The sequence below is a fragment of the Jiangella anatolica genome (genome assembly GCF_003236295.1).
Classification (GTDB): domain Bacteria; phylum Actinomycetota; class Actinomycetes; order Jiangellales; family Jiangellaceae; genus Jiangella; species Jiangella anatolica.
In genome coordinates, this window is sequence record NZ_POTW01000003.1 from 1 (window position 1) to 26,985 (window position 26,985).

Consider the following 26,985-nt stretch of genomic DNA (forward strand, 5'->3'; position numbering starts at 1 on the left):
GTGTGATGTGTCCCTTCCGCGAGAACCATTGGCGTGGTCTCGCCGACCATCACACGATGGCCACCCCCGACGTGGTCACCCACGCCGACAACGGCCCGACCGTTACACCACGACCTGGGACGTCACCCTCCACGACCGGGGGCAAAGACTCGGAGGGGGCCACCCGGAAAATGGGCCCCGGCCCTCAGGCTCGCTCGGCGTGAGGTCCGCTGGCCGCTCACCGTCCGTTGTGGGTGGTCTGGGCTTCGGGTTCGCTGGGCGTGGGCTCTGTTGGCCGCTCACGCTTCGTTGTGGGTGGTCTGGGCTTCGGGTTCGCTGGGCGTGGGCTCTGTTGGCCGCTCACGCTTCGTTGTGGGTGGTCTGGGCTTCGGGTTCGCTGGGCGTGGGCTCTGTTGGCCGCTCGCGCTTCGTTGTGGGTGGTCTGGGCTTCGGGCTCGCTGGGCGTGGGCTCGGCTGGCCGCTCACGCTTCGTTGTGGGTGGCCCGGCCGCCGGCCGCCCGGGCTGGCCGGGGCTGGGAGGTGGTGGCTCGGGTGTTGTGCCGGCTTGCGGACAGGTTCGCGCGGCCGGCCGGGCGATGGCTGTGCGTGGCCGGCCGCCCAGTCGGACAGCGCGATCGTCCTTGCCGGCGGTGGCCCAGATCCGTTGCCGTCACGGCGCGTGCATGCCGCCGGCCCGGCTCGCAGCTCGGCCTGGACGGGCTGCATGGGCCCGCCGTCGGCACGCTTGCGTCGAGCCGGTCAGGCGGCTCCGGTCAGGCCCACCCGATCAGGCGCTGACGGTGCCGGTGAGCCGGCAGGCGTCCTCCCAGCGAGCCGGGTCAGCGGCGCCGCGGGGCTCGACCAGGCGCGCGCAGTCGGCGATGGTCAGCTCCAGCAGCTCGTGCAGCAACGCGTCGGGGTCGGACACGCACGCGTTGGCGACGCCTTCGACCGCGCAGCGCACGGCCGTCGGGGCGGCGTAGCGCTGGAACCCCTTCATCGTGGTCTGCTCGCCCTCGGCGAAGTCGCGGGCCCACTTGGCCGCCACCGGGACCTTCGCCAGCGCGTGGCGGCTGCGTTCGGTGAGCGTCCCGGCCGGCCGGTGGTCGAGCTCGTCGAGGATCCGCTCAGCCGACAGCAGCGCGACGGCGAGGACGCGTTGCCGCTCGGCCGAGGCCACCGGCAGCGCCGTCGCGGCGACCCGGAGCGTGATGTGCACGTCCATCCGCGGGTCGTCGGAGTCGACGCCGATGACCTTGGGGACCAGCGGCGCCAGCGCCGGCCGTCGCTCGTCGGAGATGGCGTCGTTCACCAGCCGGGCGACCGCGGCCAGCAGCGGGTGCGTGCAGGACGGATGGTCGCTCCAGCGCTCGCCGGCGAGGTAGGACGCGAATTCCATGAAGCACGCGCCCTTGCGTGCGTTGCGGTGTTTGCCCTTCGAGAGCACCGGCAGCAGGCCAGGTGCGTCGTTGTGGAGACCGGACATGGATGCACCCCGAGAGTCTTCGACGGGTCGTGTGCTCTCCATCTTGCTCCTGTTCACGCCCGGATTCCACTGCTTTGCGGCGTACTTTTCCGGCCCGCGGACGGCCGATCAGCGGGCCGTCCGAGCGACGAGTGCGGCGGCGGCGCCGAGCCGGTCCAGCTCCGTCGCGGACATCATCGGGTCCGCGCCGCGGCGGGCGGTCGCCGTCTCCAGGTAGCGCAGCGGCGCGCCTCCGGCCATCGTCAGGAACGGCTCGATCAGCGCCGCCGCGAGCGCCTGCGGCCCGGCGCCGGGGTCGACGGCGACCTGCGCGAGGATCAGCGCCGAGTACGCGACGTCCAGGTCACCTGGGCCGTCGGTGGCGTTGCGCCAGTCGATCAGCACCGGGCCGGACGCGGTCAGCAGAACGTTGTCGGGGTGCAGGTCGAGGTGGATGACGGTCGCCGCCGCGCCGTCCGCCGGTGCGACCGGGCGCGGATGGCCGGACGGCGGGACGGCGTGCAGCCGGTGGTGCAGTCCGGCCAGCACGCCCGCGACGTCGTCGGCGGTGCGGTCCCCGCGGAGGGCCGCCTGCAGCAGCGTCGGGCCGGTGAGCCGGTCCAGTACGAGGTCCGGACCAGTGACGTCGTGGACGGCCGGCACGGGGACGCCGTGGGCGCGGACGTGTTCCATGACGGCCGCCTCCGCGACGGCCGACCCGCCGTCGCGGTAGCGGCGCAGCACCCGGTCGTCGCCGATCGCGTAGACGTCGGCGGTGCGTCCGGAGCCGATCAGTTCCATGCCGGCCCGCCCAGCACCCCGTGGTCGCCGATCGCGTAGACGTCGGCGGTGCGGCCGGCGCCGATCTGGTCCATGCCGGCCAGCGTACGGAGGAGCACAATGGCGGCATGGCGACGGAGTTCGACGCGGTGCTCGTCGGCGACGACGGCCCGGGCTGCGGTTTCGCGCTGCCGTTCGACCCGAAGGAGGCGTACGGCAAGGCGCGCGCGCCGGTGCTCGTGTCGGTCAACGGCGAGCCGCCCTTCCGCACGACGGTCGCCGTCTACGGCGGCGCCGGCTGGATCGGACTGCGCAAGGCCCTGCGCGCCGACCTCGGCGTCGACGTTGGCGACACGGTGCACGTCGCGATCACGCCGGACGACCAGCCGCGGGTCGTGGACGTGCCGCCCGAGCTCAGCGCGGCGCTCGCGGCCGATCCGGCGGCACAGGCCGCGTACGAGGCGATGTCGTTCTCGCACCGCCGCGAATACGCCGACTGGATCGCCGAGGCCAAGCGGCAGCAGACCCGCGACGACCGCGCCGCCAAAGCGGTCCGCATGATCCTCGGCGACGAGGCACCCTGAGCGGACGCCCGAGACCGACCTGAGCCGGCGCCTGGCAGGGAGGGGCACGCCCGGCCTCCGGGTGCCGCGTCGGGGCCTGGGTGGGACACATCAGCGCACCGCCTCCTCCTTCTCGGCCGCGACGGCCGCGACGGCCGCGGCGGCGTCGTCGGCCACGGTGGCCATGAGGTAGGCCTGCGGCCGCTCCTCCGGCGGCCGCGGCGCTCGGACCAGCCGCGCCTCGATGGCGAACCCCGCGTCCACCAGGAGGTCGGCGATCAGGTTGGGCGGCAGCCGGTACGCGTCGACGGCGGGAAAGGAGTGGCCGTAGGCCTGTTCGATCCGCACCCGCTCGTCACCCACCTGGAAGGCCAGCAGCAGCCGCCCGCCGACGGGTGCGAGGACGCGGCGGAACTCGGCGAACACGGCGGGCAGCAGCTCAGGCGGGGTGTGGATGATCGAGTACCACGCGACCAGCCCGGCGAGGCCGCCGTCGGGGACGTCGAGGGATGCCATGGAACCGACGGTGAACCGGATACCGGGGTGGGCGGCACGGGCGACGTCGATCATGGCGGGGGAGAGGTCGATGCCGGCGACGTCGAGGCCGAGTTGGTGCAGGTAACCCGTGATCCGGCCGGGGCCACAGCCGACCTCGAGCACGGCGCCCGCGCCGGCCAGCGACGCGAACGCGTCGAGCATCGCGCGGTCGAACGGCTCGCCGGCGAGATGGTCGCGCAGCTGCTCGGCATAGGACGCGGCGACGGTGTCGTACGCGGCCCGGGTGGCGGTGACGAAGTCGGGTTCGATCATGGTCCGGACGCTACCGGCCGGCTCCGACAACCTCCGCCGTCAACCCATGTTGACATCAGCAGTGGCGTCAACCTAAGCTGACAACCATGACCGGATCGGAAGCACGAGAGGCGGTCGACGCCGCCGCCGGGGCCGTCGACGCGGACCCGAGGGTGGGGCTGCGGGCGGTCGCCGCGCTGCGCCGGCTGGTGGAGCGACTCGAGGCGCTGCAGGTCGACAGCGCCCGCCGCCAGGGCTGGTCCTGGGAAGAGATCGGGGCCGCCCTCGGCGTCAGCCGGCAGGCCGTTCACAAGAAGCACGCCAGGAGGTAGTGATGTTCGAACGATTCACCAAGGAGGCCCGCTTCGCCGTGATCGGCGCCCAGGAGGAGGCCCGCGAGCTGCGGCACCGCTCGATCGGCACCGAGCACGTGCTGCTCGCCCTGCTGGCGACGCCGGACGCGCCAGGGGTCGCGACGCTGACGCGGATGGGTGTGACGGCCGAGCGCGGCCGCGACGCCGTGGTCGCGCTCGCGGGCGGACCGGCGCTGGGCGAGGAGGACACCGAGGCGCTGAAGGCGTTCGGCATCGACCTCGACGAGGTCCGCAAGCGGGCCGAGCAGGCGTTCGGCGAAGGAGCGCTGGACGCGCCGCTGGAGGACGGCCGCGGCAAGCGGTTCGGCGTGTTCCGCCGCGGCAAGCAGGACGACGGCCGCTTGGGCCACCTGCCCTTCACGCCGCGGGCGAAGAAGGCGTTGGAGCTGTCGTTGCGCGAGGCGCTGGCCCGCAAGGACGGCTCGATCGGGACCCAGCACCTCCTGCTCGGTCTGCTGCGCAGCGACGACCAGCAGACGGTGGCGCTGTTCGACCGGCTCGGCATCCAGCCGCGCGCCGTCCGTGAGCAGATCCTGGCCGACCTGCGCAAGGCCGCCTAAGCGGGAACGAGCCGGAAGACGGGGTGCCGGCCGGCCTCCGCGGCGAACGCCGCCGGCGGGTCGGACGCCCGGGCGTCGAAGTACGGACGGGTGATCGGCTCGGCCCGCGCGTACGCCCGCAGCACCGGCCCGGCCTCGTCCGGCCCGCACTCGACGACGGAGTACACCGCGCGCCAGCGGCCGCGGCGCAGCGTCACCTTCCCGGCCGCGCGGACGTTCAGCACCCAGCCGACCGCACCGTACGGCGCGACGAGATAGCGCTGCCCGTCATGCGTCATGACCCGCACCGGCGTGCTCCGTGGCCGCCCCGACGTCCGGCCGCGGACGGTGAGCAGGGCGTACGGCCGCACCAGCCCGGCCCGAAGCGCCGGCGCGAACAACGCGTTCCCGAGCCGGCGGGCCAGTGTCGTCCGGTACGTCTTCATCGTGAGGCGAGCCCGCGCAGCAGCGCCGCCGGCCGCCAGGAGAACCCCTCGTGCGCGTCCATCCCGGACGAGTCTAGGATCGAGGCGTACCGATCGGCCGGGGTGCCCCGCGTGGGCTGAGATCACACCCGCCGAACCTGATCCGGGTCATGCCGGCGCAGGGAGACCGACGGTGGTGGTGTCGGCGCTCCCTTCCCGGCGGAAGGAGCTGTCCGCGGCACATGACACCCACGATCATCACGGCGGCGGGGTCCGACCCGTCCGGCGGCGCCGGCATCCAGGCCGACCTCAAGACGTTCTCCGCCCTCGGCGCGTACGGCGGCGCGGTCCTGACGGCGCTGACCGCGCAGAACACCCGCGGCGTCACCGGCGTGCTGCCGGTGCCGGCGAGCTTCGTCACCGAGCAGCTCGACGCGCTGTTCGCCGACCTCGACGTGACGGCAGTGAAGACCGGCATGCTGGGCAGTCCGGACGTCGTCGAGGCGGTGGCCGACGCGGCCCGCCGGCACGGCGTGCGGCAGCTCGTCGTCGACCCGGTCATGGTCGCGACGTCCGGGGACCGGTTGGTGGACGACGCGACGGTCGAGGCGATCCGCGACCGGCTGCTGCCGCTGGCCACCGTCGTCACCCCGAACCTGCCCGAGACCGCGGCGCTGCTCGGCCTGCCTGCGGTCGCGCCCGAGGAGGCCGCCGACGCGGCGACGGAACTGCACGCGAAGGGTCCGGCCGCGCTGGTCAAGGGCGGGCACGCGGCCGGCCCGGACGCCGTCGACGTCCTGGCCGACGACGACGGCGTGCTGGAGCTGCGCGAACGGCGCGTCGCGACGGCGAACACGCACGGCACCGGCTGCACGCTGTCGTCCGCGATCGCCGTCGGCCTGGGGCACGGGCGGCCGCTGCGCGACGCCGTCCGCGACGCCAAGACCTACCTCACCGAGGCGCTGCGCGCCGCCGACCAGCTGCACGTCGGCTCCGGTCACGGGCCGGTGCACCACTTCCACGCCTGGTGGACGCCGGAAGGGACCCCTGCATGAGCTTCTCCTCCGACGCCTGGATCGCGGCGGCGACCTGGTACGACGCGATCCGCAAGCACCCGTTCCTCACCGGCCTGGCCGACGGGACGCTGGAGCGCACGGTGTTCCTGCGCTACCTCGCCGACGACGCGCACTACCTGTCCCGCTACGCCCGGGCGCTGGCCACGACGGCGGCCCGCTGGCCGGACCCGGCGCAGGCCGCCGTCATCGCCCGGTTCGCCGCCGGAGCCGTCGACGCGGAGCGGCTGCTGCACGAGGCGCTGCTGGCCGAGGCGGGCACGACGCTGGCCGACGCGCTCGGCGAGATCGAGCCCACGCCGACCTGTCTGGCCTACGCCAACACGCTGCAGTCCGACGCCGCGCTGGCGCCCGCCGGCGTCGCGCTGGCCGGGCTGCTGCCGTGCTTCCGCGTCTACACCGAGGTCGGCCGCGAACTGGTGGCGGTGCTCGACGGGGCGCAGCGGCACCCGTACGAGACGTGGCTGCGCACCTATGCCGACCCGGCGTTCGAGGCCGACACCCGCCGCGCGGAGTCGTTCGCCGACGAGCAGGCCGAGCGGCACCCCGGCACCGTCGCGGCCATGCACGAGGCGTACGCGCGGGCGACCCGGTTCGAGTGGATGTTCTGGGACGCGGCCTGGCGTGGGGAGACGTGGCCGCTGCCGGCGTAATCCGGACGAAACGAGCCGGCCACCCTACGTCAGGTGGGTGCGCGTTTGGTTTACGTGGCGTTACACTCGGTCGCAACCCGGGCCCAGTGTCGCGCTCGTCACACCTCGCCCGACACACCCGGAGGTCCAGTCCACCGTGACCAAGCCCGTCGTACTCATCGCCGAAGAGCTCTCGCCCGCCACCGTCGACGCGCTCGGGCCCGATTTCGAGATCCGCAACATCGACGGCGCCGACCGCGCGGCGCTGCTGCCGGCCATCGTCGACGTCGACGCGATCCTGGTCCGCTCGGCCACCAAGGTCGACGCCGAGGCGATCGCCGCCGCGAAGAAGCTGAAGGTCATCGCGCGCGCCGGCGTCGGCCTGGACAACGTCGACGTGAAGGCCGCCACGCAGGCCGGCGTCATGGTCGTCAACGCTCCCACCTCCAACATCACCAGCGCCGCCGAGCTGGCCATCGGCCTGCTGCTGGCGACCGCCCGCAACATCGCGCCGGCCAACGAGGCGCTCAAGGGCGGCGAGTGGAAGCGCAGCAAGTACTCCGGTGTCGAGCTGTACGAGAAGACCGCCGGCATCGTCGGCCTGGGCCGCATCGGCGTGCTGGTCGCGCAGCGGCTGTCGTCGTTCGGCATGAACGTCATCGCCTACGACCCCTACGTGCCGGCCGCCCGGGCCGCGCAGATGGGCGTGCGCAGCGTCTCGCTGGACCAGCTGCTCGAGGAGAGCGACTTCATCACCGTCCACCTGCCCAAGACGCCGGAGACCGTCGGCCTCATCGGCGAGCAGGCGCTGCGCAAGGTGAAGCCGTCGGTGCGCATCATCAACGCGGCTCGCGGCGGGATCGTCGACGAGCACGCGCTCGCGCTGGCGCTCAAGGAGGGCCGGGTCGCCGGCGCCGGCATCGACGTGTTCGCGTCCGAGCCGACGACCGAGTCGCCGCTGTTCGACTTCGAGTCCGTCGTTGTCACGCCGCACCTGGGCGCGTCGACCGACGAGGCGCAGGAGAAGGCCGGCGTGTCGGTCGCGAAGTCGGTGCGGCTCGCGCTGGCCGGCGAGCTGGTGCCCGACGCCGTCAACGTCAAGGGCGGCGCGATCGCCGAGGACGTCCGCCCCGGCATCCCGCTGGCGGAGAAGCTCGGCCGCATCTTCACCGCGCTGGCCGGCGGCGTCGCGACCCAGCTCGACGTCGAGGTGCGTGGCGAGATCACCGCGCACGACGTGAAGATCCTCGAGCTGGCCGCGCTGAAGGGGGTCTTCGCCGACGTCGTCGAGGACCCGGTCTCCTACGTCAACGCCCCCGTCATCGCCGGCGACCGTGGTGTCGAGGTCCGGCTGGTCACCGACGAGGAGTCCGACGACTACCGCAACTTGGTGACGCTGCGCGGTGTCCTGGCCGACGGGCGGAGCGTGTCGGTGTCGGGCACGCTGTCCGGCCCGAAGCACGTGGAGAAGATCGTCGAGGTGCTCGGGTACGACATCGAGGTGGTGCCGGCCGAGCACATGGCGTTCCTGCGCTACACCGACCGGCCGGGCATCGTCGGCACGGTCGGGCGGGTGCTCGGCGAGGCGGACGTCAACATCGCCGGCATGCAGGTCAGCCGCACCGGCAAGGGCGGCCAGGCGCTCGTCGCCATGACCGTCGACCAGGCCATCCCGGTCCAGGTACTCGACGACATCGTCGCCGCCATCGGCGCCGAGTGGGGCCGCACCGTCGACCTCGACGGCTGACCCTTCGCTGACGGACTCCCGTCGCCCCTGGTGGGGCGGCGGGAGTTCTCGCATCGTGAGATGGTGCGCCATTCCGCGAGACGGCAGCCGCCTGCGGTCCATAAGCTAGGACGACCGAGTAAATCGTGGAGTCCATCATGACCGAAGAACAGCAGCAGGCGCAGGAGACCCGGCACGCGTTGCAGGAGGCCATCGACCGCCGCGACAACGGCGGCGAGTACGGCCGGGCCGACCTCTCCGTACGCACGCGCTGACCTCGGTCGACGCGATCCCGCGTCCGAATCGCGGGACGCGGATGCCATCATGTGGACGACGGTCGTACGGTGTGGGGCATGTCGCGCAGTCTCAACCTGGCAGTCATCCCGGGTGACGGGATCGGTACCGAGGTCGTCGCCGAGGGTCTGAAGGTGCTCGACGCCGTGCTGGCGGGCACCGACGTCAAGGTGGGCACCACCACCTACGACCTCGGCGCCCGGCGCTGGCACGCGACCGGTGAGACGCTGCCCGATTCCGTCCTCGAGGAGCTGCGCGGGCACGACGCGATCCTGCTCGGCGCCGTCGGTGACCCGGACGTGCCCAGCGGCGTGCTCGAGCGCGGCCTGCTGCTCAAGCTGCGCTTCGAACTGGACCACTATGTCAACCTGCGCCCGTCCCGCCTCTTCCCCGGCGTCGCCACGCCGCTGAAGGACCCCGGCGAGGTCGACTTCGTCGTCGTCCGCGAGGGGACCGAGGGACCGTACGTCGGCAACGGCGGCGCGCTGCGGGTCGGCACGCCGCACGAGGTAGCCAACGAGGTCAGCGTCAACACCGCGTTCGGCGTCGAGCGGGTCGTGCGTGACGCGTTCGCGCGGGCGCAGGCCCGGCCGCGCCGCAAGCTCACCTTCGTCCACAAGCACAACGTGCTGGTGCACGCCGGCCACCTGTGGCGGCGGACGGTCGAGCGGGTCGGCCAGGAGTTCCCCGACGTCGCCGTCGACTACCTGCACGTCGACGCCGCGACGATCTTCTTCGTGACCGACCCCAGCCGGTTCGACGTCCTCGTGACCGACAACCTGTTCGGCGACATCCTCACCGACCTCGCGGCCGCGATCACCGGCGGCATCGGCCTCGCGGCCAGCGGCAACGTCAACCCCGACCGCACCGCGCCGTCGATGTTCGAGCCGGTGCACGGCTCCGCGCCGGACATCGCCGGCCAGGGCGTCGCCGACCCGACGGCGACCGTGCTGTCGGTGAGCCTGCTGCTGGACCACCTCGGCCTGGCCGAGCAGGCCACCCGCATCGTCGACGCCGTCGCGGCGGACCTGGGGGAGCGGGGGACGGCCAAGCGCCGCACCGCGGAGATCGGCGACGCACTCGCCGCCCGCGTCACCGCCTGACGTCACAGCAGCAGCTGTCACAGCCAGCCGGAGTCCTGCGCCAGCTCGTACGCCTCGGCGCGGGTCGCGACGCCGAGCTTCTGGGTCACCCGGGAGAGCTGGTTGCGCACGGTGCCGGGCGAGAGGAACAGCTCACGGGCGACGTCGCGGACCGGCCGGTCGGCGCGGGCGCACCGCAGGACGTCCGCCTCACGCGTGGTCAGTGGCGACGGCGGCGCGGTGAGCGCGTCGGCGCCGAGCAGGGGGTCGACGTAGCGGTGGCCCTCGTGGACGCGCCGGACGACGTCGGCCAGCGCGGTGCCCGGCGCGCCCTTGGCGAGGAACCCGCGGGCGCCGGAGGCCAGCGCCCGGCGCAGCACCACCGGCCGGCCGTGCCCGGTGAGGACGACGGCCGCGCACTCCGGCAGCGCCCGGCCCAGCTCCGTCACGACCTCCAGCCCGTCGAGTCCCGGCATCTGCAGGTCGACGACGGCGACGTCGGGCCGGTGCCGCAGCGCGAGGTCGACCGCGGCCCGGCCGTCGGCGGCGGCCGCGACCACGTCGATGTCGGGCTCGCGATCGAGCAGTCCGGCGAGCGCGACCCGGATCAGCTCCTCGTCCTCCGCCAGCAGGACCCTGATCGGCTCGTCGCGCACAGGGACAGTGTCCGGATCGCGCGGCCGGGGCGCAATGTCACGCGGGCAGGTCGACCCGCAGCTCGAAGCCGCCGTCGACCGGTCCGGCGGTCAGGGTCGCACCGAGATCGGCGCAGCGGACGGCCAGCCCGGCCAGCCCGGTCCCGCCCGGCCGGTCGCCGTCCGGCCCGGCGCCTACCGACCCGGCGCCGGAACCGTCGTCGACGAACCCGAGGGTGCGCCCTCCCGGCATTACGGCGAGGCTGATCCGCACCTCGGTGGCGCGGGCGTGCCGCAGGACGTTGGTGACGCCCTCGCGGACGACGGCGGCGAGCAGGGCGGACTCGGCCGCGGTCAGCGGCAGCGGGTCCAGCGCGACGTCCATCCGGACGCCGGCCGACGACAGCACCAGGCGCGCCGACTCCAGCTGGTGCCGCAGGTCGGTTGTCGTCTCGCCCTGCACGGCCCGGCGCACCTCGCCGAGCGTGGCCGCGGCGACCTGCCGGATCTCGTCGCTCTCGGCCCGGGCCCGCTCGGGATCGGCGCCGGTCAGGCCGGCGGCCAGCTCGGCCTTGAGCGCGATCACCGTCAGCCGGTGCCCGAGCAGGTCGTGCAGCTCACGGCTCATCCGCAGCCGCTCCTCGGCCACCGCCAGCGCGGCCTCGGACTCACGCGCCCGTTCCGAGCTGTGCAGCAGCCCGAGCAGCCAGATCAGCGCGTTCAGCATGACGACGACGGCGGCCGCGGCGCCCCCGAGCGTGAGCAGTTCCCTCAGCACGGATGCGTCGTGGGCCAGCGCGCCGGCCGTCGCCGCGACGGTGAACGCCGCCAGGACGCCGGCCGCGACGATCCACGGCATGGCCAGCGCGACCGCGCCCGCCACCATGCCGGCCAGCCACGCCCACGGCGCCTGGTCGTCGCCGGCCCACGCGAAGGCCGGCCACCACAGCGCCAGCGTCACCAGGACCGCCGCCGCGGCCGGCGTCCGGCGGGCCTGGACCAGCGCCCACGCGGCGGCGCGCAGCATCAGGCCGATCGCGACCGCCGCCGCCAGCAGGCCGGCCGCGAAGGCGACCTCGGCCATCGGCGTGGGCGGGTCGACCGTCCGCCACGGGATGATCAGCACCCAGACCGAGTTGCCCAGCAGGATCGCCAGCACGACGCGGCGCGCGATCGTCAGGTCAGGCATGCGCACACTCTCTCGCGGGTGGCGCAGCCGACGGGAGATGACGAGCATCACGCATCAGACGTGACCGATCTTGACACCCCTGTTCGCGACCACTTGTATGTGACATGGCACATATCGGTCCCGCCGGACATGGGAGACAGACGTGGTCAGAGCCCGCAGGTTGCTCGCGGTCCCCGCCGCCCTCACGCTGACCGCGACCGCGGCGGTCGCCGGCAGCGTGGGCGCCGGCGCCGACGAGCCAGGCATCGTGGTCGAGAACGGGGTCACCCAGCCGGTCTTCGGCTACGACGACGCGATCCGGGAGCGCGTCTTCATCACCTCGCCCTACGACTCCGACGCGAACGGCGAGGACGACGTCATCGCGATCGACATCATGCGTCCGGCCGCGAGCGAGCAGGGCCTCGACGTCCCGGTGATCATGGACCCGAGCCCCTACTACTCCACGCTGGGCCGCGGCAACGAGTCCGAGCTCAAGGTGGACGTCGACGGCGACGGGCTGCTGGACCGCTGGCCGCTGTTCTACGACAACTACTTCGTGCCGCGCGGCTACGCCGTGATCCTCATGGACATGATCGGCACCAACAACTCCACCGGCTGCCCGACGGTGCACGACGACTCGGACAACCTGTCGCCGAAGGTCGTCATCGACTGGCTGAACGGCCGCATCCCCGGCGTCGACAAGGACGGCAACGAGGTCGTCGCCGACTGGCACAACGGGCGGACCGGCCTGATCGGCAAGTCCTACGACGGCACGCTGGCCAACGCGACGGCCGCGTCCGGCGTCGAGGGCCTGAGCACGATCGTGCCGATCAGCGCGATCTCCAGCTACTACGACTACACGCGCAGCAACGGCGTCGTCCAGCGCGGCAACAACTACCTGGCCAGCCTCGCGAACACCGTCACGAACCCGGACCGCCGCGACCACTGCCGAGCCGTGCGCGACTTCCTCTCCGCCAACGACGGCGACGAGACCGGCGACTACACGCCGTTCTGGCGCATCCGCGACTACAACCGCGACGTCGACAAGGTGAAGGCCAGTGTGTTCGTCGTGCACGGCATCAACGACGAGAACGTCCGGCCGGACCACTTCAGCAAGTGGTGGTACGAGCTGGCCGAGAACGACGTGCCGCGCAAGCTGTGGCTGACCCAGACCGGGCACATCGACCCGTTCGACTTCCGCCGCGCCGAGTGGGTCGACGAGCTGCACCGCTGGTTCGACTTCTGGCTGCAGGGTGTGGACAACGGGATCATGGACGAGCCCATGGTCGACATCGAGCGCGCGCCGGACGTGTGGGAGACGGCGAACGACTGGCCGATCCCGGGGTCGCGGCCGACGCGGCTGTGGCTGGAGCCGAACGCCGGCGCCGCGGGCGGCCTGTCCGTCGCGCCGAACCGCCCGTCCGACCCGGTCCTGAGCTTCGTCGACGACCCCGCCCAGCGCGAGACCGCCATGGTCTCGAACGAGGAGACGGTCACGCCGAACCGGCTGGTGTACCTGTCCGACCCGTTGACGGCGCCGCTGCACATCTCCGGTACGCCGCGGCTCCAGCTCGGCGCGACGGTGAGTGCGACCGACACCAACTTCGGGGTGATCCTGGTCGACTACGGGCCGGCCGAACGGGTCCAGCGCGCCGGCGACGGCGTCATCACCGGCACCGTCGAGGACTGCTGGGGTGCGACGGCGACCTGGGGCGGCTACGCGGAGGACGCCTGTTACAAGGAGGTCGACAAGCGGGTCGCACTCACCCAGCGCGAGGTGGTGACCAAGGGCATCGTCGACGGCGTCAACCTGTACGACTACAGCACGCCGACGCCGCTGATCCCGGGCAAGCCGTACGACGTGCAGTTCCCGCTGCTGCCGGAGGACTACGTCTTCCCGGCGGGGCACCGCATCGGCGTCATCGTCGTCGGCAGCTACCGCGACTACGGCAGCCAGGCCGACCCGAACCGCGCCACCATCTCGGTGCTGCCCGAGCGCAGCGTCATCGAGCTGCCGATCGTCGGCGGCCGGACGGCGGCCGTCGCGGCCGGGCTGGACTGAGACCCGGTGGGGCGCCGGCGACCGGCCTCCCGGCGCCCCACCGTCACGCCGCACGCGGTGACGTTATGTCACGGTTCATGCCGATATTGACACGGAGCGTTACAGCCGACTTTCATGTCACATGGCACGGCCGGACTCTTCCGACATGGGAGGCACACGTGGTCAGAGCCCGCAGGTTGTTCGCCGTCTCCGCCAGTCTCGCGTTGATCGCCACGGCGGCGGTCGCCACCGGCGCCGGAGCCGCCGCCGACGAACCGGCCATCGTGGTCGAGGACGGGGTCACGCAGCCCGTCTTCGGCTACGACGACGCGATCCGCGAGCGCGTCTTCATCACCTCGCCCTACGACTCCGACGGCGACGGAGTGGTCGACGTCATCTCCGTCGACATCATGCGTCCGGCGGCCAGTGAGCAGGGCCTGAAGGTGCCGGTCATCATGGACCCGAGCCCCTACTACTCGACGCTGGGGCGCGGCAACGAGTCCGAGCTCAAGGTGGACCTCGACGGCGACGGGCTGCTGGACCGCTGGCCGCTGTTCTACGACAACTACTTCGTCCCGCGCGGCTACGCGATCGTGCTGATGGACATGATCGGCACCAGCAACTCGACCGGCTGCCCGACCACCGGCGACGTCTCGGACAACCTGTCGCCGAAGGTCGTCATCGACTGGCTGAACGGCCGCATCCCCGGCGTGGACAAGGACGGCAACGAGGTCGTCGCCGACTGGCACAACGGGCGGACCGGCCTGATCGGCAAGTCCTACGACGGCACGCTGGCCAACGCGACCGCCGCGTCCGGCGTCGAGGGCATGAGCACGATCGTGCCGATCAGCGCGATCTCCAGCTGGTACGACTACACCCGCAGCAACGGCGTGGTCACCCGCGGCAACAGCTACCCGTCGTCGCTGTCGAACACCGTCACCAACCCGTCCCGGCGCGAGCACTGCCGGCCGGTCCGCGACACGCTGGCCGCCACCGACGGCGACGAGACCGGCGACTACACGCCGTTCTGGCGCATCCGCGACTACAACCCCGACGCCGGCAACGTCACCGCCAGCGTCTTCGTCGTGCACGGCATCAACGACGAGAACGTCCGGCCGGACCACTTCAGCAAGTGGTGGTACGAGCTGGCCGAGAACGACGTGCCGCGCAAGCTGTGGCTGACCCAGACCGGGCACATCGACCCGTTCGACTTCCGCCGCGCCGAGTGGGTCGACGAGCTGCACCGCTGGTTCGACTTCTGGCTGCAGGACGTCGACAACGGGATCATGGACGAGCCGATCGCCGACATCGAGCGGGCGCCGGACGTGTGGGCCGAGTACAACGACTGGCCGGTCCCCGGCGCACGCGAGACCCGGCTGTGGCTCCAGCCGTCCACGACGACGGCCGGCCGGCTCTCGGTCACGCCGAACCGCCCGTCGGACCCGTCGCTGAGCTTCGTCGACGACCCCGCCCAGCGGGAGGCGACGATGGTCGGCAACGAGCTGGCGCTGCAGCCGAACCGGATCGCGTACGTGTCCGAGCCGCTCACGGCGCCGCTGCACATCTCCGGCACGCCGCGGGTGCACCTGGACGCGTCGGTCAGCACCACCGACACCAACTTCGGGGTGATCCTGGTCGACTACGGTCCGGCCGAGCGGGTCCAGCGGGCCGGCGACGGCGTCATCACCGGCACCGTCGAGGACTGCTGGGGTGCGACGGCGACCTGGGGCGGGTACGCCGAGGACGCGTGCTACCGCCAGGTCACCAAGCGGGTCGCCCTGACCGAGCGCGAGGTCGTCACCAAGGGCATCCTCGACGCCGTCAACCTGCGGGACTACACGACGGCGACGGCGCTGGTGCCGGGCCGCCCCTACACCGTCGACTTCCCGCTGCTGCCGGAGGACTACGTGTTCCCGGCCGGGCACCGGATCGGCGTCATCATCGTCGGCAGCTACCGCGACTACGGCAGCCAGGCCGACCCGAACCAGGCCACGATCACGCTCGACCCGGTGCGGACGCTGATCGACCTGCCGATCGTCGGCGGGCGGAACGCGGCCGTGGCGGCCGGGCTGGAGTAGCCCCACGACGTCGGCGTGGGCCCGCGTCCCCCCTCCCGCGGGCCCACGCTGACCGGGCGGCCACCCATGGTCGCCGCACCGGTGAACCTTCTGTGAACCCTGTCCCGAACAGGCACTTCGCCATCGATCTTCGCGTTGAGGCCTGTCACCGTAAGGGTCGTGAGCCTGACTCGTTACGGAGTGGAGCCGCACGTGCTGGCCATCGCCCACCGGGGTGGGGCGGGGCTGGCTGCCGAGAACACCCTGGCGGCGTTCGAGCGGTCGTACGCGCTCGGGCTGCGCTATCTCGAGACCGACGTGCGGATCACCGCCGACGGGGTCTGCCTGGCCTTCCATGACGCGCGCCTGGGCCGGGTGACCGACGGGCGCGGGCTGGTCCGGCGGCGCACGTGGGACGAGGTGTCGCGCCTGACGGTGCTGGGGGCGGAGCCGGTGGCCCGGCTGGACGACGTCCTCGCCGCGTTCCCGGACGCGAAGTTCGTCATCGACGTCAAAGACGAGGCGTCGCTGGAGCCGCTGTCGCGGGTGCTGCGGGCCACGAACGCCGTCGAGCGGGTGTGCCTGGCCGGTGCGTGGGACGGCTGGCTGGCGGCGCTGCGGGCCGACCTCGGGCCGGGGCTGTCGTGCGCGCTGGGCTGGCGGTCGCTGGTGTCGTGGCTGGCCTGCTCGCACGGGCGGGTGGCGCCGCCACGGCGGGTGGCCAACGGAGGCTTCGTGCACGTCCCATTGCGCTGGGGTAGACTGCCGATATTCATCGACCGTCTGGTCGAAGGCGCCCATGACCTGGGGTTGCGCCTCATCGTTTGGACGGTTGACGACCCTGTCACGATGCACCGGCTGATCAGCGCCGGCGTCGACGGGATCATCACCGACCGGCCCGACGTGCTGCGGGAGGTGATGATCGCCGAGGGTCGTTGGCCACGCACCGTTTACGCCGAACGCGAGGATCGGTAGCGTTGGTTGGACGTCCAACTAGTTTTCCGACCCAGGAGCACCGCCATGACAGCGACCGCACCGGCACTGGAGTTCTCGACGACGCTCGCGTCGAACCCGGTATCGCCCGAGCGCCGGTCGGAGATCCTGGCCAACCCCGGCTTCGGCACGAACTTCACCGACCACATGGTCACCGCCACGTGGACCCCCGACGGCTGGCACGACGCCGGCCTGCGCCCGTACGCGCCGCTCGCGCTCGACCCGGCGACGGCGGTCTTCCACTACGCGCAGGCGATCTTCGAGGGGCTCAAGGCCTACCGGCACGCCGACGGATCGATCTGGACGTTCCGCCCGTCGGCCAACGGCGAGCGGATGGCGCGCAGCGCGCACCGGATGGCGCTCCCGGCGCTCCCGGCCGACTCCTTCGTGGAGGCCGTCGACCTGCTGGTCCGTGCCGACGCCGACTGGGTGCCGGCCGGCGGTGAGACGAGCCTCTACCTGCGTCCGTTCATGTTCGCCTCCGAGGTGTTCCTCGGCGTGCGCCCGGCCAAGCAGGTCACGTTCTGCGTCATCGCGTCGCCGGCCGGCGCGTACTTCTCGTCCGGGGTGAAGCCGGTCGACATCTGGCTGTCGTCGGAGTACACCCGGGCCGCTCCCGGCGGGACCGGCGCGGCGAAGTGCGCGGGCAACTACGCGGCCAGCCTGATCGCGCAGCAGGAGGCCATCGAGCACGGCTGCGACCAGGTCTGCTTCCTCGACGCGGTCGAGCGCAAGTGGGTCGAGGAGCTCGGCGGCATGAACCTCTACTTCGTGCACGCCAACGGCTCGATCGTCACGCCGGAGCTGACCGGAACCATCCTCGAGGGCATCACCCGCGACTCGATCCTCGCGCTGGCCGCCGACCGCGGCTACAAGGTCGACGAGCGCCGCTTCTCCATCGACGAGTGGCGCGAGGGCGTGGCGTCGGGCGACATCACCGAGGTGTTCGCCTGCGGAACGGCCGCGGTCGTCACGCCGCTCGGCCGCCTCGCCTGGGACGGCGGCGAGCTGTCCATGGGCAGCGAGCCCGGCCCGGTGACGAAGGAGATCCGCTCCGCGCTCCTCGACGTCCAGTACGGCCGCGCCGACGACCCCCACGGCTGGATGCACCGCGTCGTCTGACGCCGCCCGGAGGCGGGTTCACCCGAACCCGCCTCCACCGGCCGGGTGAACTGTGTCATACTGCTGCACGATGACGTACTCGCTGATTATTTCGTAGGCGCGCCGGCACCCAGCACCAATGCCAGGCGCGCAGACCTCTCGCATCCGCGAGGGGTCTTTTTGTTTGTAGGCCAACCCCGTGAGGACAGGACAGGGCAGTGACCGACCCCGAGCAGTTCCACGTCTACGACACCTCGCTCCGCGACGGCGCCCAGCAGGAGGGGCTGTCGCTCTCCGTGCAGGACAAGCTCGCCATCGCGGGCCACCTGGACGAGCTCGGCGTCGGCTTCATCGAGGGCGGCTGGCCGGGCGCCGTGCCGAAGGACACCGAGTTCTTCCGGCGCGCCCGCACCGAGCTGAACCTGAAGCGGGCGACGCTCGCGGCGTTCGGCGCCACGCGCAAGGCCGGCACGACGGCGGCGGCGGACCCGCAGGTCCGGGCGCTGCTCGATGCCGAGACGCCGGTCGTGACGCTGGTCGCGAAGAGCCATGTCGGGCACGTCGAGCGGGCGCTGCGCACGACGCTGGACGAGAACCTGGCGATGATCGCCGACACCGTCGGCTTCCTGACCGGCGAGGGCCGGCGGGTCTTCGTCGACGCCGAGCACTTCTTCGACGGGTACCGGACGGACCCGGCGTACGCGCTGCGCGTGGTCCGGACGGCGACCGAGGCCGGCGCCGACGTCGTCGTGCTGTGCGACACCAACGGCGGCATGCTGCCCGACGACGTCCGGTCCACCGTCGCCGCGGTGCTGGCCGAGACCGGCGCGCGGCTGGGCATGCACGCCCACAACGACACCGGCTGCGCCGTCGCGAACTCCGTCGCCGCCGTCGACGCCGGCGCCACCCACGTGCAGGGCACCGTCAACGGGACGGGGGAGCGCACCGGCAACGCCGACATCATCACGATCGTCGCGAACCTGGAGCTCAAGCGGAACCTGACGGTGCTGCCGGACGGCGCGCTGCAGGAGGCCACCCGCATCGCCCACGCCGTCTCCGAGCTGACCAACATCGTGCCGTACTCGCGCCAGCCCTACGTCGGCGCCAGCGCGTTCGCGCACAAGGCCGGCCTGCACGCCAGCGCGATCAAGGTCGATCCCGACCTCTACCAGCACACCGACCCCGCGCACGTCGGCAACGACATGCGGCTGCTGGTGTCCGACATGGCCGGCCGGGCCAGCATCGAGCTGAAGAGCCGCGAGCTGGGCTTCGACGTCTCCGGCGACCCCGAGCTGGTCACCCGGGTCACCCGCAAGGTGAAGGACCTGGAGGCGGCCGGCTACACGTTCGAGGCCGCTGACGCCTCGTTCGAGCTGCTGCTGCGCGAGGAGGCCGAGGGCCGGCGGACCAGCTACTTCGACGTCGAGTCGTGGCGGGTCATCACCGAGTCGCGGCCCGGCGGCGACGCCGTCAGCGAGGCGACGGTGAAGCTGCGGGCGGGCGGCGAGCGCGTCGTCGTGACCGGTGAGGGGAACGGTCCGGTCAACGCGCTCGACCACGCCCTGCGCACCGCGATCGGCGCGCTCTATCCGGAGATCGACAAGCTGGAGCTGATCGACTTCCGGGTGCGGATCCTGGACGCGGCCCACGGCACGGACGCGGTGACGCGCGTGCTCGTGGAGATGACGGACGGCAAGACGTCCTGGGAGACCGTGGGCGTCGGGGCCAACATCATCGAGGCCTCGTGGGAGGCGCTCGTCGACGCCGTCACCTACGGACTGCTGCGCCAGGGGGGAACCGCGATCAGCTGACGAGGCGGAACGCGCTGCTCATGACGGCCGAGGCGTCGGCCCAGGTGGGCAGCTCGTCGATCTCGATGATGGTTCGGCGGAGAGGTTCGGTGTCGTACAGTTCGACCCGCCAGCCGTTGCTGCCGTGGTCGAGGATCCCCCGGATCACGCGCGTTCCCTTCTCGTGTGGTGCGTCGTCGAATATGGCCAACGTGAAGTCTGTCACTTTCGGCCCGGCGTGTCGCATCGAATTCCGGCGTGTCGATCAAGATCAGCCGTTCGGCCCATGATCGGTTCGAGCGAATCGATCATGGGCCGAACGGTGGGCTCAGCTCGCCGCCGTCGCGCGCAGCGCCGCGACGACCGAGGCCGTGACGACGTCGGGCGCCGTCCAGAACGCGGAGTGGTCCTGGCCGGGCAGGACCTCGTACCGCCCGCGGGGCAGCTGGGCGACCAGGGCCTCGGCCCCGGAGTGGAAGAACGGCTCGGAGTCCCCGCCGACGGCGACGACCGCGGACTGGCCGACACTCCACCGATCGGTCGGCAGCGGCTTCCCGTCCTGGGTGCCGGCGAGGATCCGCCCGTCGTGACCCAGTCCGTGCGCGTACTTCATCGACGTCTGCCACGACGCGTCGGCCTTCATCGGCTCGATGTACTCGGCCGGGACGCCGACGACCTGCGTCATGAACAGCTCGACGGCGTCGCTGCGCCGGTCGGCGGCGATCAGGGCCTCCACCTGTTCCACCCAGTCGGCGGGCACCGGCGGGCGGGAGTCGTCGACGATGAACGGCGGCTCGTAGAGGTAGATCGCGCTCACGGCGTCGCCGAGCGCGGTCGCTGCCTCCAGGACCAGCCCGCATCCGCCGGAGCCGGCGGCGAGGGCGGCGGAACCGCCGACCGCCTGGATCACGGCGGCGAGGTCCTCGACCTCGCGCTCGAGGGCCCACGGCTCACCGGCGCCGCTCCCGCCGACGCCGCGGCGGTCGTAGCCGACGACGGTGAAGTGGTGCGCGAGCGCCGCGGCGGTCGCGTCGAGACTGTGGTGATCGTCCCCGGCGATGGTGACGAGGATCAGGGCCGGTCCGGAGCCCTGGGTCGTGTAGGCGATCGTGGTGCCGTCGGCGGAGGTGACGTTGTCCATGGTGTGCTCCTGGTGAGTTCGGTGTGGGGATCGGTCAGCCGGCCAGCGGGGAGCCGGTCTCGAGCAGGCTCTTGAGGTCGCTGAGCACCCAGGCGTGCCCGCCGCCGGCGCCCGAGGCCTCCTGGTCGCCGTGGACCATCGAGGCGAGCAGCGGCGCGCCCTCAAGCTCGTGCGTCACCGTCAGCGAGCAGGACTTCCCGTCCGGCGCCGGATTGATCTCGTGCGTGATCCGGGTGAAGCCCTCCTCGGCCATCGCCGGGTCCATCAGCATCCGGAACGTCGTCACCAGGCGCTTCGGCGGTTCGGCCTCGATGACCTCGCCGTCGACGATGATGTCCGGGCACGGGAAGCCCTGCGCCTCGGCGGCGGCCCTGAACTCCGGCGTCGGCGCGACGGTGTAAGCGCCGCCGGGCCGCAGGTCGTAGCTGGCCAGGCCGGTGTAGCCGTAACGGGCCGTCCACTCCGGCTTCGTGATGGCGTCCCAGATCGCCTCCGGGGTCGCCTTGATGTAGATGCGGTACACCTGCGTGGTCGCGGGCTGCGTCGCGGTGGTCATGATTCGTCCTCCAGTTCGGCCTTGAGTTCAAGGAGCGCCGTCGTGTGGTGCTCGGTGTACTTGTCGATCCAGCGGTCGTGGATCTCCCGGATCGGGATCGGGTTGAGGAAGTGCAGCTTCTCCCGTCCCGACCGGCGGGTGACGACGAGATTCGCGTCCTCCAGGACGCGCAGGTGCTTCATCACCCCGAAGCGGCTCATCTCCAGCTCGGACTCCAGCTCGGTCAGCGTGCGGCCGTCACGCGTGAAGAGCAGGTCGAGCAGGAACCGCCGCGTGGGATCCGCGAGCGCCTTGAAGACCCGGTCGTCGGTCATGGCAACGACGATAGGTGACCAAAAGGTCACATGTCAAGGATCGAGGGCGCGACGCTGACGCTTGACGATCATGATGTATGCTGTGCTGTATGTCGTCGACGCGAACACAGATCTACCTGACCGACGAGCAACGCAGGCGTATCGACGAGGTGTCCCGCGCCGAAGGCGTCACGCTCGCCGAGGTAGTGCGTCGCGCGCTCGACGCCTATCTCGACCGGGAAGTCGTGTCCTCGGATGCCGTTCTGGCCTCGACGTTCGGAGCCGACCCCACCGCCCACTACCCCGACCGGGACGAATGGGACCGTGGCTGACGTCCTTGTCGACACCGACATCTTCATCGACCACCTGCGCGGCGCCGTGGAGTTGGTGCCCGGCAAGCACCGCCTGCACTACTCGGTCGTGACCCGAGCCGAGTTGTTCGCCGGAACGTCGGCTACGGACGCCGTGAGCCTGCTGTTGTCGCCGTTCCGTGAGGTGCTCGTGACGCGCGAGGTCGCGGAACGAGCGGGCCGCATCCGTCGCGAATGCGGCATCAGGCTGCCGGACGCGCTGATAGCGGCGACTGCGCTGGAACAGGGCCTCTCCGTTGCCACCCGGAATCGAGGCGATTTCGAGAAGGTCCGCGGCGTGCGCATCCGTGCGCTGCGTTGACGCGGCCTCAGTCGAAGTACGGGGCCAGGGTGAAGATGAGGGGCCAGGCGCCCTCGGAGGTGTTGCCGGCGACCGTGAGCGTGGTGCGGGTCCGCGGGTCGTGGGTGGAGCGGAACGAGACGCCGGCGTCGTAGCCCTCGATGATCAGGACGGGCTCGGTGCGGTGCAGCCACAGGCCCAGGCCGTAGCGTTTGTTCTCGGCCGGCACGTCGTGACGCGGCCGGGTCATCTCGGCGACCGTCGCCTCCGACACTATGCGGCCGGCGGTGAGCGCCTGCCAGAACGTGTGCAGGTCGGCGGCGGTCGTGTAGATGCCGCCGTCGCCGGTGCCGCGCACGGGCAGGTGCAGGACGTTCGTCCGGTCGCCGGACTCGTACAGGTACCCGAGCGCGGCGTCGCCGGGCAGCTCGTCGGAGCGGAGAAACCGCGTCGCGGACAGCCCGGCGCGGTCGCAGATGTCCTGCTCGACCTGCTCCTGGAAGCCGCGCCCGCCGACCCGCTCGGCCAGCAGCGCCAGGACGACGTAGCCGCCGTTGCAGTACGCGAACCGCTCACCGGGCGGGAAGGCCTGCGGGTACCCGTCGATGACCGGCACGAACGCCTCGGTCTCGGCCAGCGTGTGCACAGGCACCGGCAGGACGTAGTCGCTGGCCTCCCAGTCGGCCTCCTCGTCGAGGTAGTCGCCGATGCCGGAGGTGTGGGTGAGCAGGTGCTCGAACGTGACGGCGTCGTCGATCAGCGGCAGGTCGGCGCCGAGCACCGGCCGGACGGGATCGCCGAGCTCGAGCAGGCCCTGCTCGGCCAGCCGGAGGATGGCGAGCGCGGTGAACGCCTTGCTGCCGCTGGCGACGGCGAACCGCGTGCCGGCCGTGGCCGGCACCTTCAACGCGCGGTGCGCGAAGCCGTAGCAGCGCTCGACCTCGCGGCTGTCGCCGACGTCGACCGTCACCACGCCGCTGAACGACGACTTCGCCGCCGCCTCGTCCAGCAGCTCGTTCGTGATCCTCATGCCTGCCTCGATCCTTTCGCGCGGATGTCCCGTACCAGTAGAAGGTTCGTCGTCGTCTCGCGAAAGGGATTTTCCGATGAAGCGCCTACCCGCTGCCGTGCTCGCGTCGTTGGCGACGGCCGCCCTCGTGGCCCTGCCCGCCTCCGGAGGCCACGGGCAGTCCGGCGACGGACGGACGGTGATCGAGGCCGACGTGATGGCGCCGGTCGACGGCCCGTACGTCGGCGCCGCCAACCCGATCCGCGGCGTCAACGGCGGCGGCCTGCCGTGGCAGATCGACGACGCGAAGGTCGAGCTGACCAGCACCGGCCGCATCGAGGTGGAGGTCGACGGGCTCGTCCTGCTCGAGGCCGCGCCCGTGCCGCCGGACCGTCAGGGCGTCAACCCGGCGGCGAACTTCGTCGCGGTCGTCAGCTGCCAGACCACCGTCGACGGTGTCGCGGCCGTCGTCAACGTGGCGACCGACCCGTTCCCCGCGAGCAGCGCTGGCGACTCGAAGATCGAGGACCAGCTGGACGTGCCGGAGCCGTGCATCGCGCCGATCGTGTTCGTCGGCCCGAATCCGGCGACCTGGTTCGCGGCCACCGGCGTGGAGTGACCTAGAGCCGGCCGGCCTCGGTGATCGCGACGACGGGGTAGCCGGCGGCGTTGGACTCGGCCAGGCCGACGTCGGCGGTGAAGCCCCAGTCGCGATCGCCGGCCGGGTCGTCGAGGATCTGCCGGACGACCCAGCGGTCCGGGTGCTCGGTGACGATGAGCAGCTTCGCGCTGCGGGCGTCCGGCCCGATCCCGATGTCGGCGTGCTCGTCGAAGTACGGCTCCAGCGCGTCGGCCCAGTCGTCGGCGGACCAGCCGTCGGCGGAGTCGAGCCCGGCCAGCCCGTCCCAGTCCCGCCGGGCGGCCAGCTCGACCCGCCGGAACAGCGCGTTGCGGACGCTGACCAGGAACGCGCGCCGGTTCTCCGTGATCGGCCGGGGCGCGTTCTCGACCGGTGCCTCGCCGTGCGCCTCGGCGGCCGCCGCGGGGTTGCGCAGCGCCTCCCACTCGTCGAGCAGGCTGGAGTCGACCTGGCGGACCAGCTCGCCCAGCCACTCGACGAGGTCGGCGACCTCCTCGGTGCGCGCCTCCTCCGGCACCGTCTGGCGCATCGCCCGGTAGGCGTCGGCGAGGTAGCGCAGCACCAGCCCCTCGGATCGGGCCAGGCCGTAGAACGCGACGTACTCGCCGAAGCTCATCGCCCGTTCGTAGAGGTCGCGGGCGACGGACTTGGGCGAGAGCTCGTAGTCGCCGACCCACGGGTGGCTCTGCCGGTAGATGCTGAACGCGGCGTCGAGCAGCTCCTCCAACGGCTTCGGGTGGGTGACGTCCTCCAGCAGCTCCATGCGCTCGTCGTACTCGATGCCCTCGGCCTTCATCGCCGCGACGGCCTCGCCGCGCGCCTTGAACTGCTGGGCCGACAGCACCTGGCGCGGGTCGTCCAGCGTCGCCTCGACGACGGAGAGCAGGTCCAGCGCGTGCGTCGGCGACTCCTGGTCGAGCAGGTCGAAGGCGGCCAGCGCGAACGGCGACAGCGGCTGGTTGAGCGCGAAGTCCGGCTGCAGGTCGACCGTCAGCCGCACCGTCCGGCCCTCGGCGTCGGGCGGGTCGAGCCGTTCGACGACCTGCGCGGCGAGCAGCGCCCGGTAGATCGCGACGGCGTCGTGGACGTGCTTGCGGGTGCGCGACGGCGGCTCATGGTTGTCGGTGAGCAGCGTGCGGGCGTGCGCGAACGCGTCGCCGGGCCGGCTGATCAGGCCCAGCACCATCGCGTTGCTGATCTCGAAGCTCGACGTCAGCGGCTCCGGCTCGGCCGCGATCAGCCGCTCCATGCTGGCCTGGCCCCACGAGACGAACCCTTCCGGCGCCTTCTTCCGGACGACGCGCTTCAGCTTCCTGGGGTCGTCGCCCGCCTTCGCGACCAGCCGCTGGTTCTCGATCTCGTGCTCCGGCGCCTGGACGATGACCTCGCCGAGCGTGTCGTACCCGGCCCGGCCGGCGCGTCCGGCGATCTGGTGGAACTCGCGGGCGCTCAGCTGCCGCATGCGGACCCCGTCGTACTTGGTGAGGCCGGAGAAGACGACGGTGCGGATCGGCACGTTGATGCCGACGCCGAGCGTGTCCGTCCCGCAGACCACCTTGAGCAGGCCGGCCTGGGTCAGCCGCTCGACCAGCCGGCGGTACTTCGGCAGCATGCCGGCGTGGTGGACGCCGATCCCGGCCCGGACCAGCCGCGACAGCACCTTGCCGAAGCCCGAGCTGAACCGGAACCCGCCGATCTCCGCGGCGATCCGGTCGCGCTGCTCGCGGCTGGCGACGTTCACGCTGACCAGCGCCTGCGCCCGCTCGACCGCGGCGGCCTGGGTGAAGTGGACGACGTAGACCGGCGCGCGGTGCGTGGCCAGCAGCTCGGCCAGCAGGTCGTGCATCGGCTCGCGCGAGTACTGGTAGGTCAGCGGCACCGGACGCTGCGCCGACGTGACCACGGCGACCTCGCGCCCCGTCCGCCGGCGCAGGTCCTTCTCGAAGAACGCGACGTCGCCGAGGGTGGCCGACATCAGCAGGAACTGCGCCTTGGTCAGCTCCAGCAGCGGCACCTGCCAGGCCCAGCCGCGCTGCGGGTCGGAGTAGAAGTGGAACTCGTCCATCACGACCTGGCCGATGTCGGCGTCGTCGCCGCTGCGCAGCGCGATGTTGGCGAGGATCTCGGCGGTGCAGCAGATGATCGGCGCCGACGGGTTCACGCTGGAGTCGCCGGTCATCATGCCGACGTTGGCCGGGCCGAAGATCTCGATCAGCGCGAAGAACTTCTCCGACACCAGCGCCTTCAGCGGTGCGGTGTAGAACGTCCGGCGGCCGTCGGCCAGCGCGGCGAAGTGCGCCGCGACCGCCACCAGGCTCTTGCCCGACCCCGTGGGCGTGCTGAGGATGACGTGCGAGCCGGAGACCAGCTCGATCAACGCGTCCTGTTGCGCGGGGTAGAGGTCGAAGCCGCGCTCGGCGGCCCACTCGGTGAACGCGTCGTAGAGGGAGTCCGGATCGTGCTCAGCGTTCTGCAGGTACGTGGTCAGATCCGGCACGGTCACCGAGCCTACGGTCGCCGCGGGCGAACAGCCAGCCGACGCCGAGCAGCAGGACGGTGATCCCGGCGGAGTTCAGCACCGTGCGGCCGTACCCGATGTCGTTCACGTCGATGAACGGGTAGGGGTACCAGTCGACGACCTCGCCGCGGATCAGCGTGTAGACGAGCCAGGCGATCGGCCAGACCAGGGTCAGCCCGATGGTGCGCCGGTCGATCCGCGGCCACGGCCCGAACAGCAGCCAGCCGATGACGGCCATGATCGGCGAGATGTAGTGGAAGCCGATGTTGGCCGCCTGCGCCGCCCCTTCGAGATCGACCAGTGGCGCCAGCAGCGTCGCGTACACGACGCCCGTGACGCCGATGCCGATCAGCCCGGTGAGTCGCAGCACCCGGAAGAACCGGCCGTCGGTGTGCGGGGCGACGGCGAGCCAGAGACAACCGGCGATCACCAGCAGGTTGCTCTGCACCGTGAAGTAGCTGAAGAAGTTGGCCACCCGCAGCGCCGTCGACGGCGGCTCGTCGCCGTCCTCGACCAGCACGTTGCCGCCGTCGAGCACCAGCCCGAACTGGACCACCAGCGCGGCGAGCGGGATCAGCGCGGTGACGAGGTGCCACCAGCGGGCCGCCGCCGGATCAGTGCGCCACGATCGCATGGTCGGAGCGTAGCGGGGAACAGGCCTGTGGCCGGGG

General features: G+C 71.9%; 28 protein-coding genes and 1 riboswitch. Of the genes, 15 read left to right on the plus strand and 13 right to left on the minus strand.

Going from position 1 to position 26,985, the window contains the following annotated elements:
- Positions 1–766: 766 nt before the first annotated feature.
- A complete protein-coding gene (locus C1I92_RS01575; RefSeq protein WP_111252909.1) occupies positions 767–1,465 on the minus strand; it encodes a hypothetical protein in 699 nt (232 codons plus the stop codon).
- A 108-nt stretch (positions 1,466–1,573) separates the two neighbouring features.
- Positions 1,574–2,245: a phosphotransferase gene (locus C1I92_RS01580; RefSeq protein ID WP_111252910.1), complete on the minus strand. Its 672-nt coding sequence runs from the start codon at positions 2,243–2,245 to the stop codon at positions 1,574–1,576.
- Between the two features lie 107 nt (positions 2,246–2,352).
- Here C1I92_RS01580 and C1I92_RS01585 point away from each other — a divergent pair, with 107 nt between their 5' ends.
- Entirely contained in the window at positions 2,353–2,808 is a 456-nt protein-coding gene (locus C1I92_RS01585) for a YdeI/OmpD-associated family protein (protein ID WP_111252911.1), read from the plus strand.
- Positions 2,809–2,898: 90 nt separating this feature from the next.
- Here C1I92_RS01585 and C1I92_RS01590 read toward each other — a convergent pair whose 3' ends face one another.
- Entirely contained in the window at positions 2,899–3,597 is a 699-nt protein-coding gene (locus C1I92_RS01590) for a class I SAM-dependent DNA methyltransferase (protein ID WP_111252912.1), read from the minus strand.
- A gap of 86 nt (positions 3,598–3,683) precedes the next feature.
- Between C1I92_RS01590 and C1I92_RS01595 the strand changes: the two genes are divergently transcribed.
- The gene (locus tag C1I92_RS01595) at positions 3,684–3,908 is read left to right on the plus strand and encodes a hypothetical protein (protein ID WP_111252913.1); all 225 of its coding nucleotides are present in this window, start codon (positions 3,684–3,686) and stop codon (positions 3,906–3,908) included.
- Between the two features lie 2 nt (positions 3,909–3,910).
- Positions 3,911–4,510 (plus strand): Clp protease N-terminal domain-containing protein, encoded by a 600-nt coding sequence (locus C1I92_RS35415; protein ID WP_111252914.1) that lies wholly within the window; start codon positions 3,911–3,913, stop codon positions 4,508–4,510.
- On the opposite strand, the gene C1I92_RS01605 is transcribed toward C1I92_RS35415, so the two are convergent.
- Positions 4,507–4,935, minus strand: a complete 429-nt coding sequence (locus C1I92_RS01605) for a nitroreductase family deazaflavin-dependent oxidoreductase (RefSeq protein ID WP_111252915.1) — start codon at positions 4,933–4,935, stop codon at positions 4,507–4,509. The genes C1I92_RS35415 and C1I92_RS01605 overlap by 4 nt on opposite strands.
- 88 nt (positions 4,936–5,023) lie before the next feature.
- Positions 5,024–5,117: riboswitch (TPP riboswitch) on the plus strand.
- Between the two features lie 39 nt (positions 5,118–5,156).
- On the opposite strand from C1I92_RS01605, the gene thiD reads away from it, so the two are divergent.
- The 4 genes from thiD to C1I92_RS01625 all read left to right on the plus strand — a co-directional run bounded on the left by thiD (position 5,157) and on the right by C1I92_RS01625 (position 9,742).
- Entirely contained in the window at positions 5,157–5,969 is an 813-nt protein-coding gene (thiD, locus tag C1I92_RS01610; RefSeq protein WP_111252916.1) for a bifunctional hydroxymethylpyrimidine kinase/phosphomethylpyrimidine kinase, read from the plus strand.
- Positions 5,966–6,640, plus strand: coding sequence for a TenA family protein (locus C1I92_RS01615; protein ID WP_111252917.1), 675 nt, complete (start codon positions 5,966–5,968; stop codon positions 6,638–6,640). The genes thiD and C1I92_RS01615 overlap by 4 nt, the downstream gene beginning before the upstream one ends.
- Positions 6,641–6,776: 136 nt before the next feature.
- Complete coding sequence (gene serA, locus C1I92_RS01620) at positions 6,777–8,366, plus strand: phosphoglycerate dehydrogenase (protein WP_111252918.1); 1,590 nt, start codon at positions 6,777–6,779, stop codon at positions 8,364–8,366.
- Between the two features lie 332 nt (positions 8,367–8,698).
- The gene (locus C1I92_RS01625; RefSeq protein WP_111252919.1) at positions 8,699–9,742 is read left to right on the plus strand and encodes a 3-isopropylmalate dehydrogenase; all 1,044 of its coding nucleotides are present in this window, start codon (positions 8,699–8,701) and stop codon (positions 9,740–9,742) included.
- Between the two features lie 17 nt (positions 9,743–9,759).
- On the opposite strand, the gene C1I92_RS01630 is transcribed toward C1I92_RS01625, so the two are convergent.
- Both C1I92_RS01630 and C1I92_RS01635 read right to left on the minus strand, forming a co-directional pair.
- Complete coding sequence (locus C1I92_RS01630) at positions 9,760–10,377, minus strand: response regulator transcription factor (RefSeq protein ID WP_233506820.1); 618 nt, start codon at positions 10,375–10,377, stop codon at positions 9,760–9,762.
- Positions 10,378–10,414: 37 nt separating this feature from the next.
- On the minus strand, positions 10,415–11,545 hold the full coding sequence (locus C1I92_RS01635) for a sensor histidine kinase (RefSeq protein ID WP_146604979.1): 1,131 nt from the start codon (positions 11,543–11,545) through the stop codon (positions 10,415–10,417).
- Between the two features lie 142 nt (positions 11,546–11,687).
- Between C1I92_RS01635 and C1I92_RS01640 the strand changes: the two genes are divergently transcribed.
- From C1I92_RS01640 to cimA, 5 genes are all read left to right on the plus strand, one after another.
- A complete protein-coding gene (locus C1I92_RS01640) occupies positions 11,688–13,586 on the plus strand; it encodes a Xaa-Pro dipeptidyl-peptidase (protein WP_111252921.1) in 1,899 nt (632 codons plus the stop codon).
- Positions 13,587–13,744: 158 nt separating this feature from the next.
- The gene (locus C1I92_RS01645; RefSeq protein ID WP_199520856.1) at positions 13,745–15,643 is read left to right on the plus strand and encodes a Xaa-Pro dipeptidyl-peptidase; all 1,899 of its coding nucleotides are present in this window, start codon (positions 13,745–13,747) and stop codon (positions 15,641–15,643) included.
- Between the two features lie 159 nt (positions 15,644–15,802).
- Positions 15,803–16,597: a glycerophosphodiester phosphodiesterase family protein gene (locus C1I92_RS01650; RefSeq protein WP_146604980.1), complete on the plus strand. Its 795-nt coding sequence runs from the start codon at positions 15,803–15,805 to the stop codon at positions 16,595–16,597.
- Between the two features lie 45 nt (positions 16,598–16,642).
- Positions 16,643–17,737, plus strand: coding sequence for a branched-chain amino acid aminotransferase (locus tag C1I92_RS01655; protein ID WP_111252923.1), 1,095 nt, complete (start codon positions 16,643–16,645; stop codon positions 17,735–17,737).
- A 197-nt stretch (positions 17,738–17,934) separates the two neighbouring features.
- Positions 17,935–19,527: a citramalate synthase gene (cimA, locus tag C1I92_RS01660; protein ID WP_111252924.1), complete on the plus strand. Its 1,593-nt coding sequence runs from the start codon at positions 17,935–17,937 to the stop codon at positions 19,525–19,527.
- Here cimA and C1I92_RS33610 read toward each other — a convergent pair.
- The 4 genes from C1I92_RS33610 to C1I92_RS01675 form a co-directional block, all read right to left on the minus strand.
- Positions 19,520–19,675, minus strand: coding sequence for a hypothetical protein (locus C1I92_RS33610; RefSeq protein ID WP_158563888.1), 156 nt, complete (start codon positions 19,673–19,675; stop codon positions 19,520–19,522). The genes cimA and C1I92_RS33610 overlap by 8 nt on opposite strands.
- 159 nt (positions 19,676–19,834) lie before the next feature.
- On the minus strand, positions 19,835–20,647 hold the full coding sequence (locus C1I92_RS01665; RefSeq protein ID WP_111252925.1) for an alpha/beta fold hydrolase: 813 nt from the start codon (positions 20,645–20,647) through the stop codon (positions 19,835–19,837).
- A 34-nt stretch (positions 20,648–20,681) separates the two neighbouring features.
- On the minus strand, positions 20,682–21,203 hold the full coding sequence (locus C1I92_RS01670) for an SRPBCC domain-containing protein (RefSeq protein WP_111252926.1): 522 nt from the start codon (positions 21,201–21,203) through the stop codon (positions 20,682–20,684).
- On the minus strand, positions 21,200–21,517 hold the full coding sequence (locus C1I92_RS01675) for an ArsR/SmtB family transcription factor (RefSeq protein ID WP_111252927.1): 318 nt from the start codon (positions 21,515–21,517) through the stop codon (positions 21,200–21,202). The genes C1I92_RS01670 and C1I92_RS01675 overlap by 4 nt, the downstream gene beginning before the upstream one ends.
- A gap of 89 nt (positions 21,518–21,606) precedes the next feature.
- Between C1I92_RS01675 and C1I92_RS01680 the strand changes: the two genes are divergently transcribed.
- Both C1I92_RS01680 and C1I92_RS01685 read left to right on the plus strand, forming a co-directional pair.
- Complete coding sequence (locus C1I92_RS01680; protein ID WP_158563893.1) at positions 21,607–21,828, plus strand: ribbon-helix-helix domain-containing protein; 222 nt, start codon at positions 21,607–21,609, stop codon at positions 21,826–21,828.
- Entirely contained in the window at positions 21,821–22,168 is a 348-nt protein-coding gene (locus tag C1I92_RS01685; RefSeq protein WP_158563895.1) for a type II toxin-antitoxin system VapC family toxin, read from the plus strand. The genes C1I92_RS01680 and C1I92_RS01685 overlap by 8 nt, the downstream gene beginning before the upstream one ends.
- 7 nt (positions 22,169–22,175) lie before the next feature.
- Here C1I92_RS01685 and C1I92_RS01690 read toward each other — a convergent pair whose 3' ends face one another.
- Positions 22,176–23,177 carry a serine hydrolase domain-containing protein gene (locus C1I92_RS01690; RefSeq protein WP_111252930.1) on the minus strand — a complete coding sequence of 334 codons (1,002 nt, stop codon included), beginning with the start codon at positions 23,175–23,177 and terminating at the stop codon, positions 22,176–22,178.
- A 76-nt stretch (positions 23,178–23,253) separates the two neighbouring features.
- On the opposite strand from C1I92_RS01690, the gene C1I92_RS01695 reads away from it, so the two are divergent.
- On the plus strand, positions 23,254–23,775 hold the full coding sequence (locus C1I92_RS01695) for a hypothetical protein (RefSeq protein WP_146604981.1): 522 nt from the start codon (positions 23,254–23,256) through the stop codon (positions 23,773–23,775).
- Between the two features lies 1 nt (position 23,776).
- Here C1I92_RS01695 and C1I92_RS01700 read toward each other — a convergent pair whose 3' ends face one another.
- Both C1I92_RS01700 and C1I92_RS01705 read right to left on the minus strand, forming a co-directional pair.
- Positions 23,777–26,284: a DEAD/DEAH box helicase gene (locus C1I92_RS01700; protein WP_111253021.1), complete on the minus strand. Its 2,508-nt coding sequence runs from the start codon at positions 26,282–26,284 to the stop codon at positions 23,777–23,779.
- Positions 26,259–26,948, minus strand: coding sequence for a Pr6Pr family membrane protein (locus C1I92_RS01705; protein ID WP_111252932.1), 690 nt, complete (start codon positions 26,946–26,948; stop codon positions 26,259–26,261). The genes C1I92_RS01700 and C1I92_RS01705 overlap by 26 nt, the downstream gene beginning before the upstream one ends.
- Between the last annotated feature and the right edge of the window lie 37 nt (positions 26,949–26,985).

What these genes read in the sequence shown, in the direction of transcription:
- C1I92_RS01575 (WP_111252909.1), bottom strand. Translation starts at nt 1,465, where the DNA reads ATGTCCGGTCTCCACAACGACGCACCTGGCCTGCTGCCGGTGCTCTCG.
- C1I92_RS01580 (WP_111252910.1), bottom strand. Translation starts at nt 2,245, where the DNA reads ATGGAACTGATCGGCTCCGGACGCACCGCCGACGTCTACGCGATCGGC.
- C1I92_RS01585 (WP_111252911.1), top strand. Translation starts at nt 2,353, where the DNA reads ATGGCGACGGAGTTCGACGCGGTGCTCGTCGGCGACGACGGCCCGGGC.
- C1I92_RS01590 (WP_111252912.1), bottom strand. Translation starts at nt 3,597, where the DNA reads ATGATCGAACCCGACTTCGTCACCGCCACCCGGGCCGCGTACGACACC.
- C1I92_RS01595 (WP_111252913.1), top strand. Translation starts at nt 3,684, where the DNA reads ATGACCGGATCGGAAGCACGAGAGGCGGTCGACGCCGCCGCCGGGGCC.
- C1I92_RS35415 (WP_111252914.1), top strand. Translation starts at nt 3,911, where the DNA reads ATGTTCGAACGATTCACCAAGGAGGCCCGCTTCGCCGTGATCGGCGCC.
- C1I92_RS01605 (WP_111252915.1), bottom strand. Translation starts at nt 4,935, where the DNA reads ATGAAGACGTACCGGACGACACTGGCCCGCCGGCTCGGGAACGCGTTG.
- thiD (WP_111252916.1), top strand. Translation starts at nt 5,157, where the DNA reads ATGACACCCACGATCATCACGGCGGCGGGGTCCGACCCGTCCGGCGGC.
- C1I92_RS01615 (WP_111252917.1), top strand. Translation starts at nt 5,966, where the DNA reads ATGAGCTTCTCCTCCGACGCCTGGATCGCGGCGGCGACCTGGTACGAC.
- C1I92_RS01625 (WP_111252919.1), top strand. Translation starts at nt 8,699, where the DNA reads ATGTCGCGCAGTCTCAACCTGGCAGTCATCCCGGGTGACGGGATCGGT.
- C1I92_RS01635 (WP_146604979.1), bottom strand. Translation starts at nt 11,545, where the DNA reads ATGCCTGACCTGACGATCGCGCGCCGCGTCGTGCTGGCGATCCTGCTG.
- C1I92_RS01655 (WP_111252923.1), top strand. Translation starts at nt 16,643, where the DNA reads ATGACAGCGACCGCACCGGCACTGGAGTTCTCGACGACGCTCGCGTCG.
- C1I92_RS01665 (WP_111252925.1), bottom strand. Translation starts at nt 20,647, where the DNA reads ATGGACAACGTCACCTCCGCCGACGGCACCACGATCGCCTACACGACC.
- C1I92_RS01670 (WP_111252926.1), bottom strand. Translation starts at nt 21,203, where the DNA reads ATGACCACCGCGACGCAGCCCGCGACCACGCAGGTGTACCGCATCTAC.
- C1I92_RS01675 (WP_111252927.1), bottom strand. Translation starts at nt 21,517, where the DNA reads ATGACCGACGACCGGGTCTTCAAGGCGCTCGCGGATCCCACGCGGCGG.
- C1I92_RS01680 (WP_158563893.1), top strand. Translation starts at nt 21,607, where the DNA reads ATGTCGTCGACGCGAACACAGATCTACCTGACCGACGAGCAACGCAGG.
- C1I92_RS01690 (WP_111252930.1), bottom strand. Translation starts at nt 23,177, where the DNA reads ATGAGGATCACGAACGAGCTGCTGGACGAGGCGGCGGCGAAGTCGTCG.
- C1I92_RS01695 (WP_146604981.1), top strand. Translation starts at nt 23,254, where the DNA reads ATGAAGCGCCTACCCGCTGCCGTGCTCGCGTCGTTGGCGACGGCCGCC.
- C1I92_RS01705 (WP_111252932.1), bottom strand. Translation starts at nt 26,948, where the DNA reads ATGCGATCGTGGCGCACTGATCCGGCGGCGGCCCGCTGGTGGCACCTC.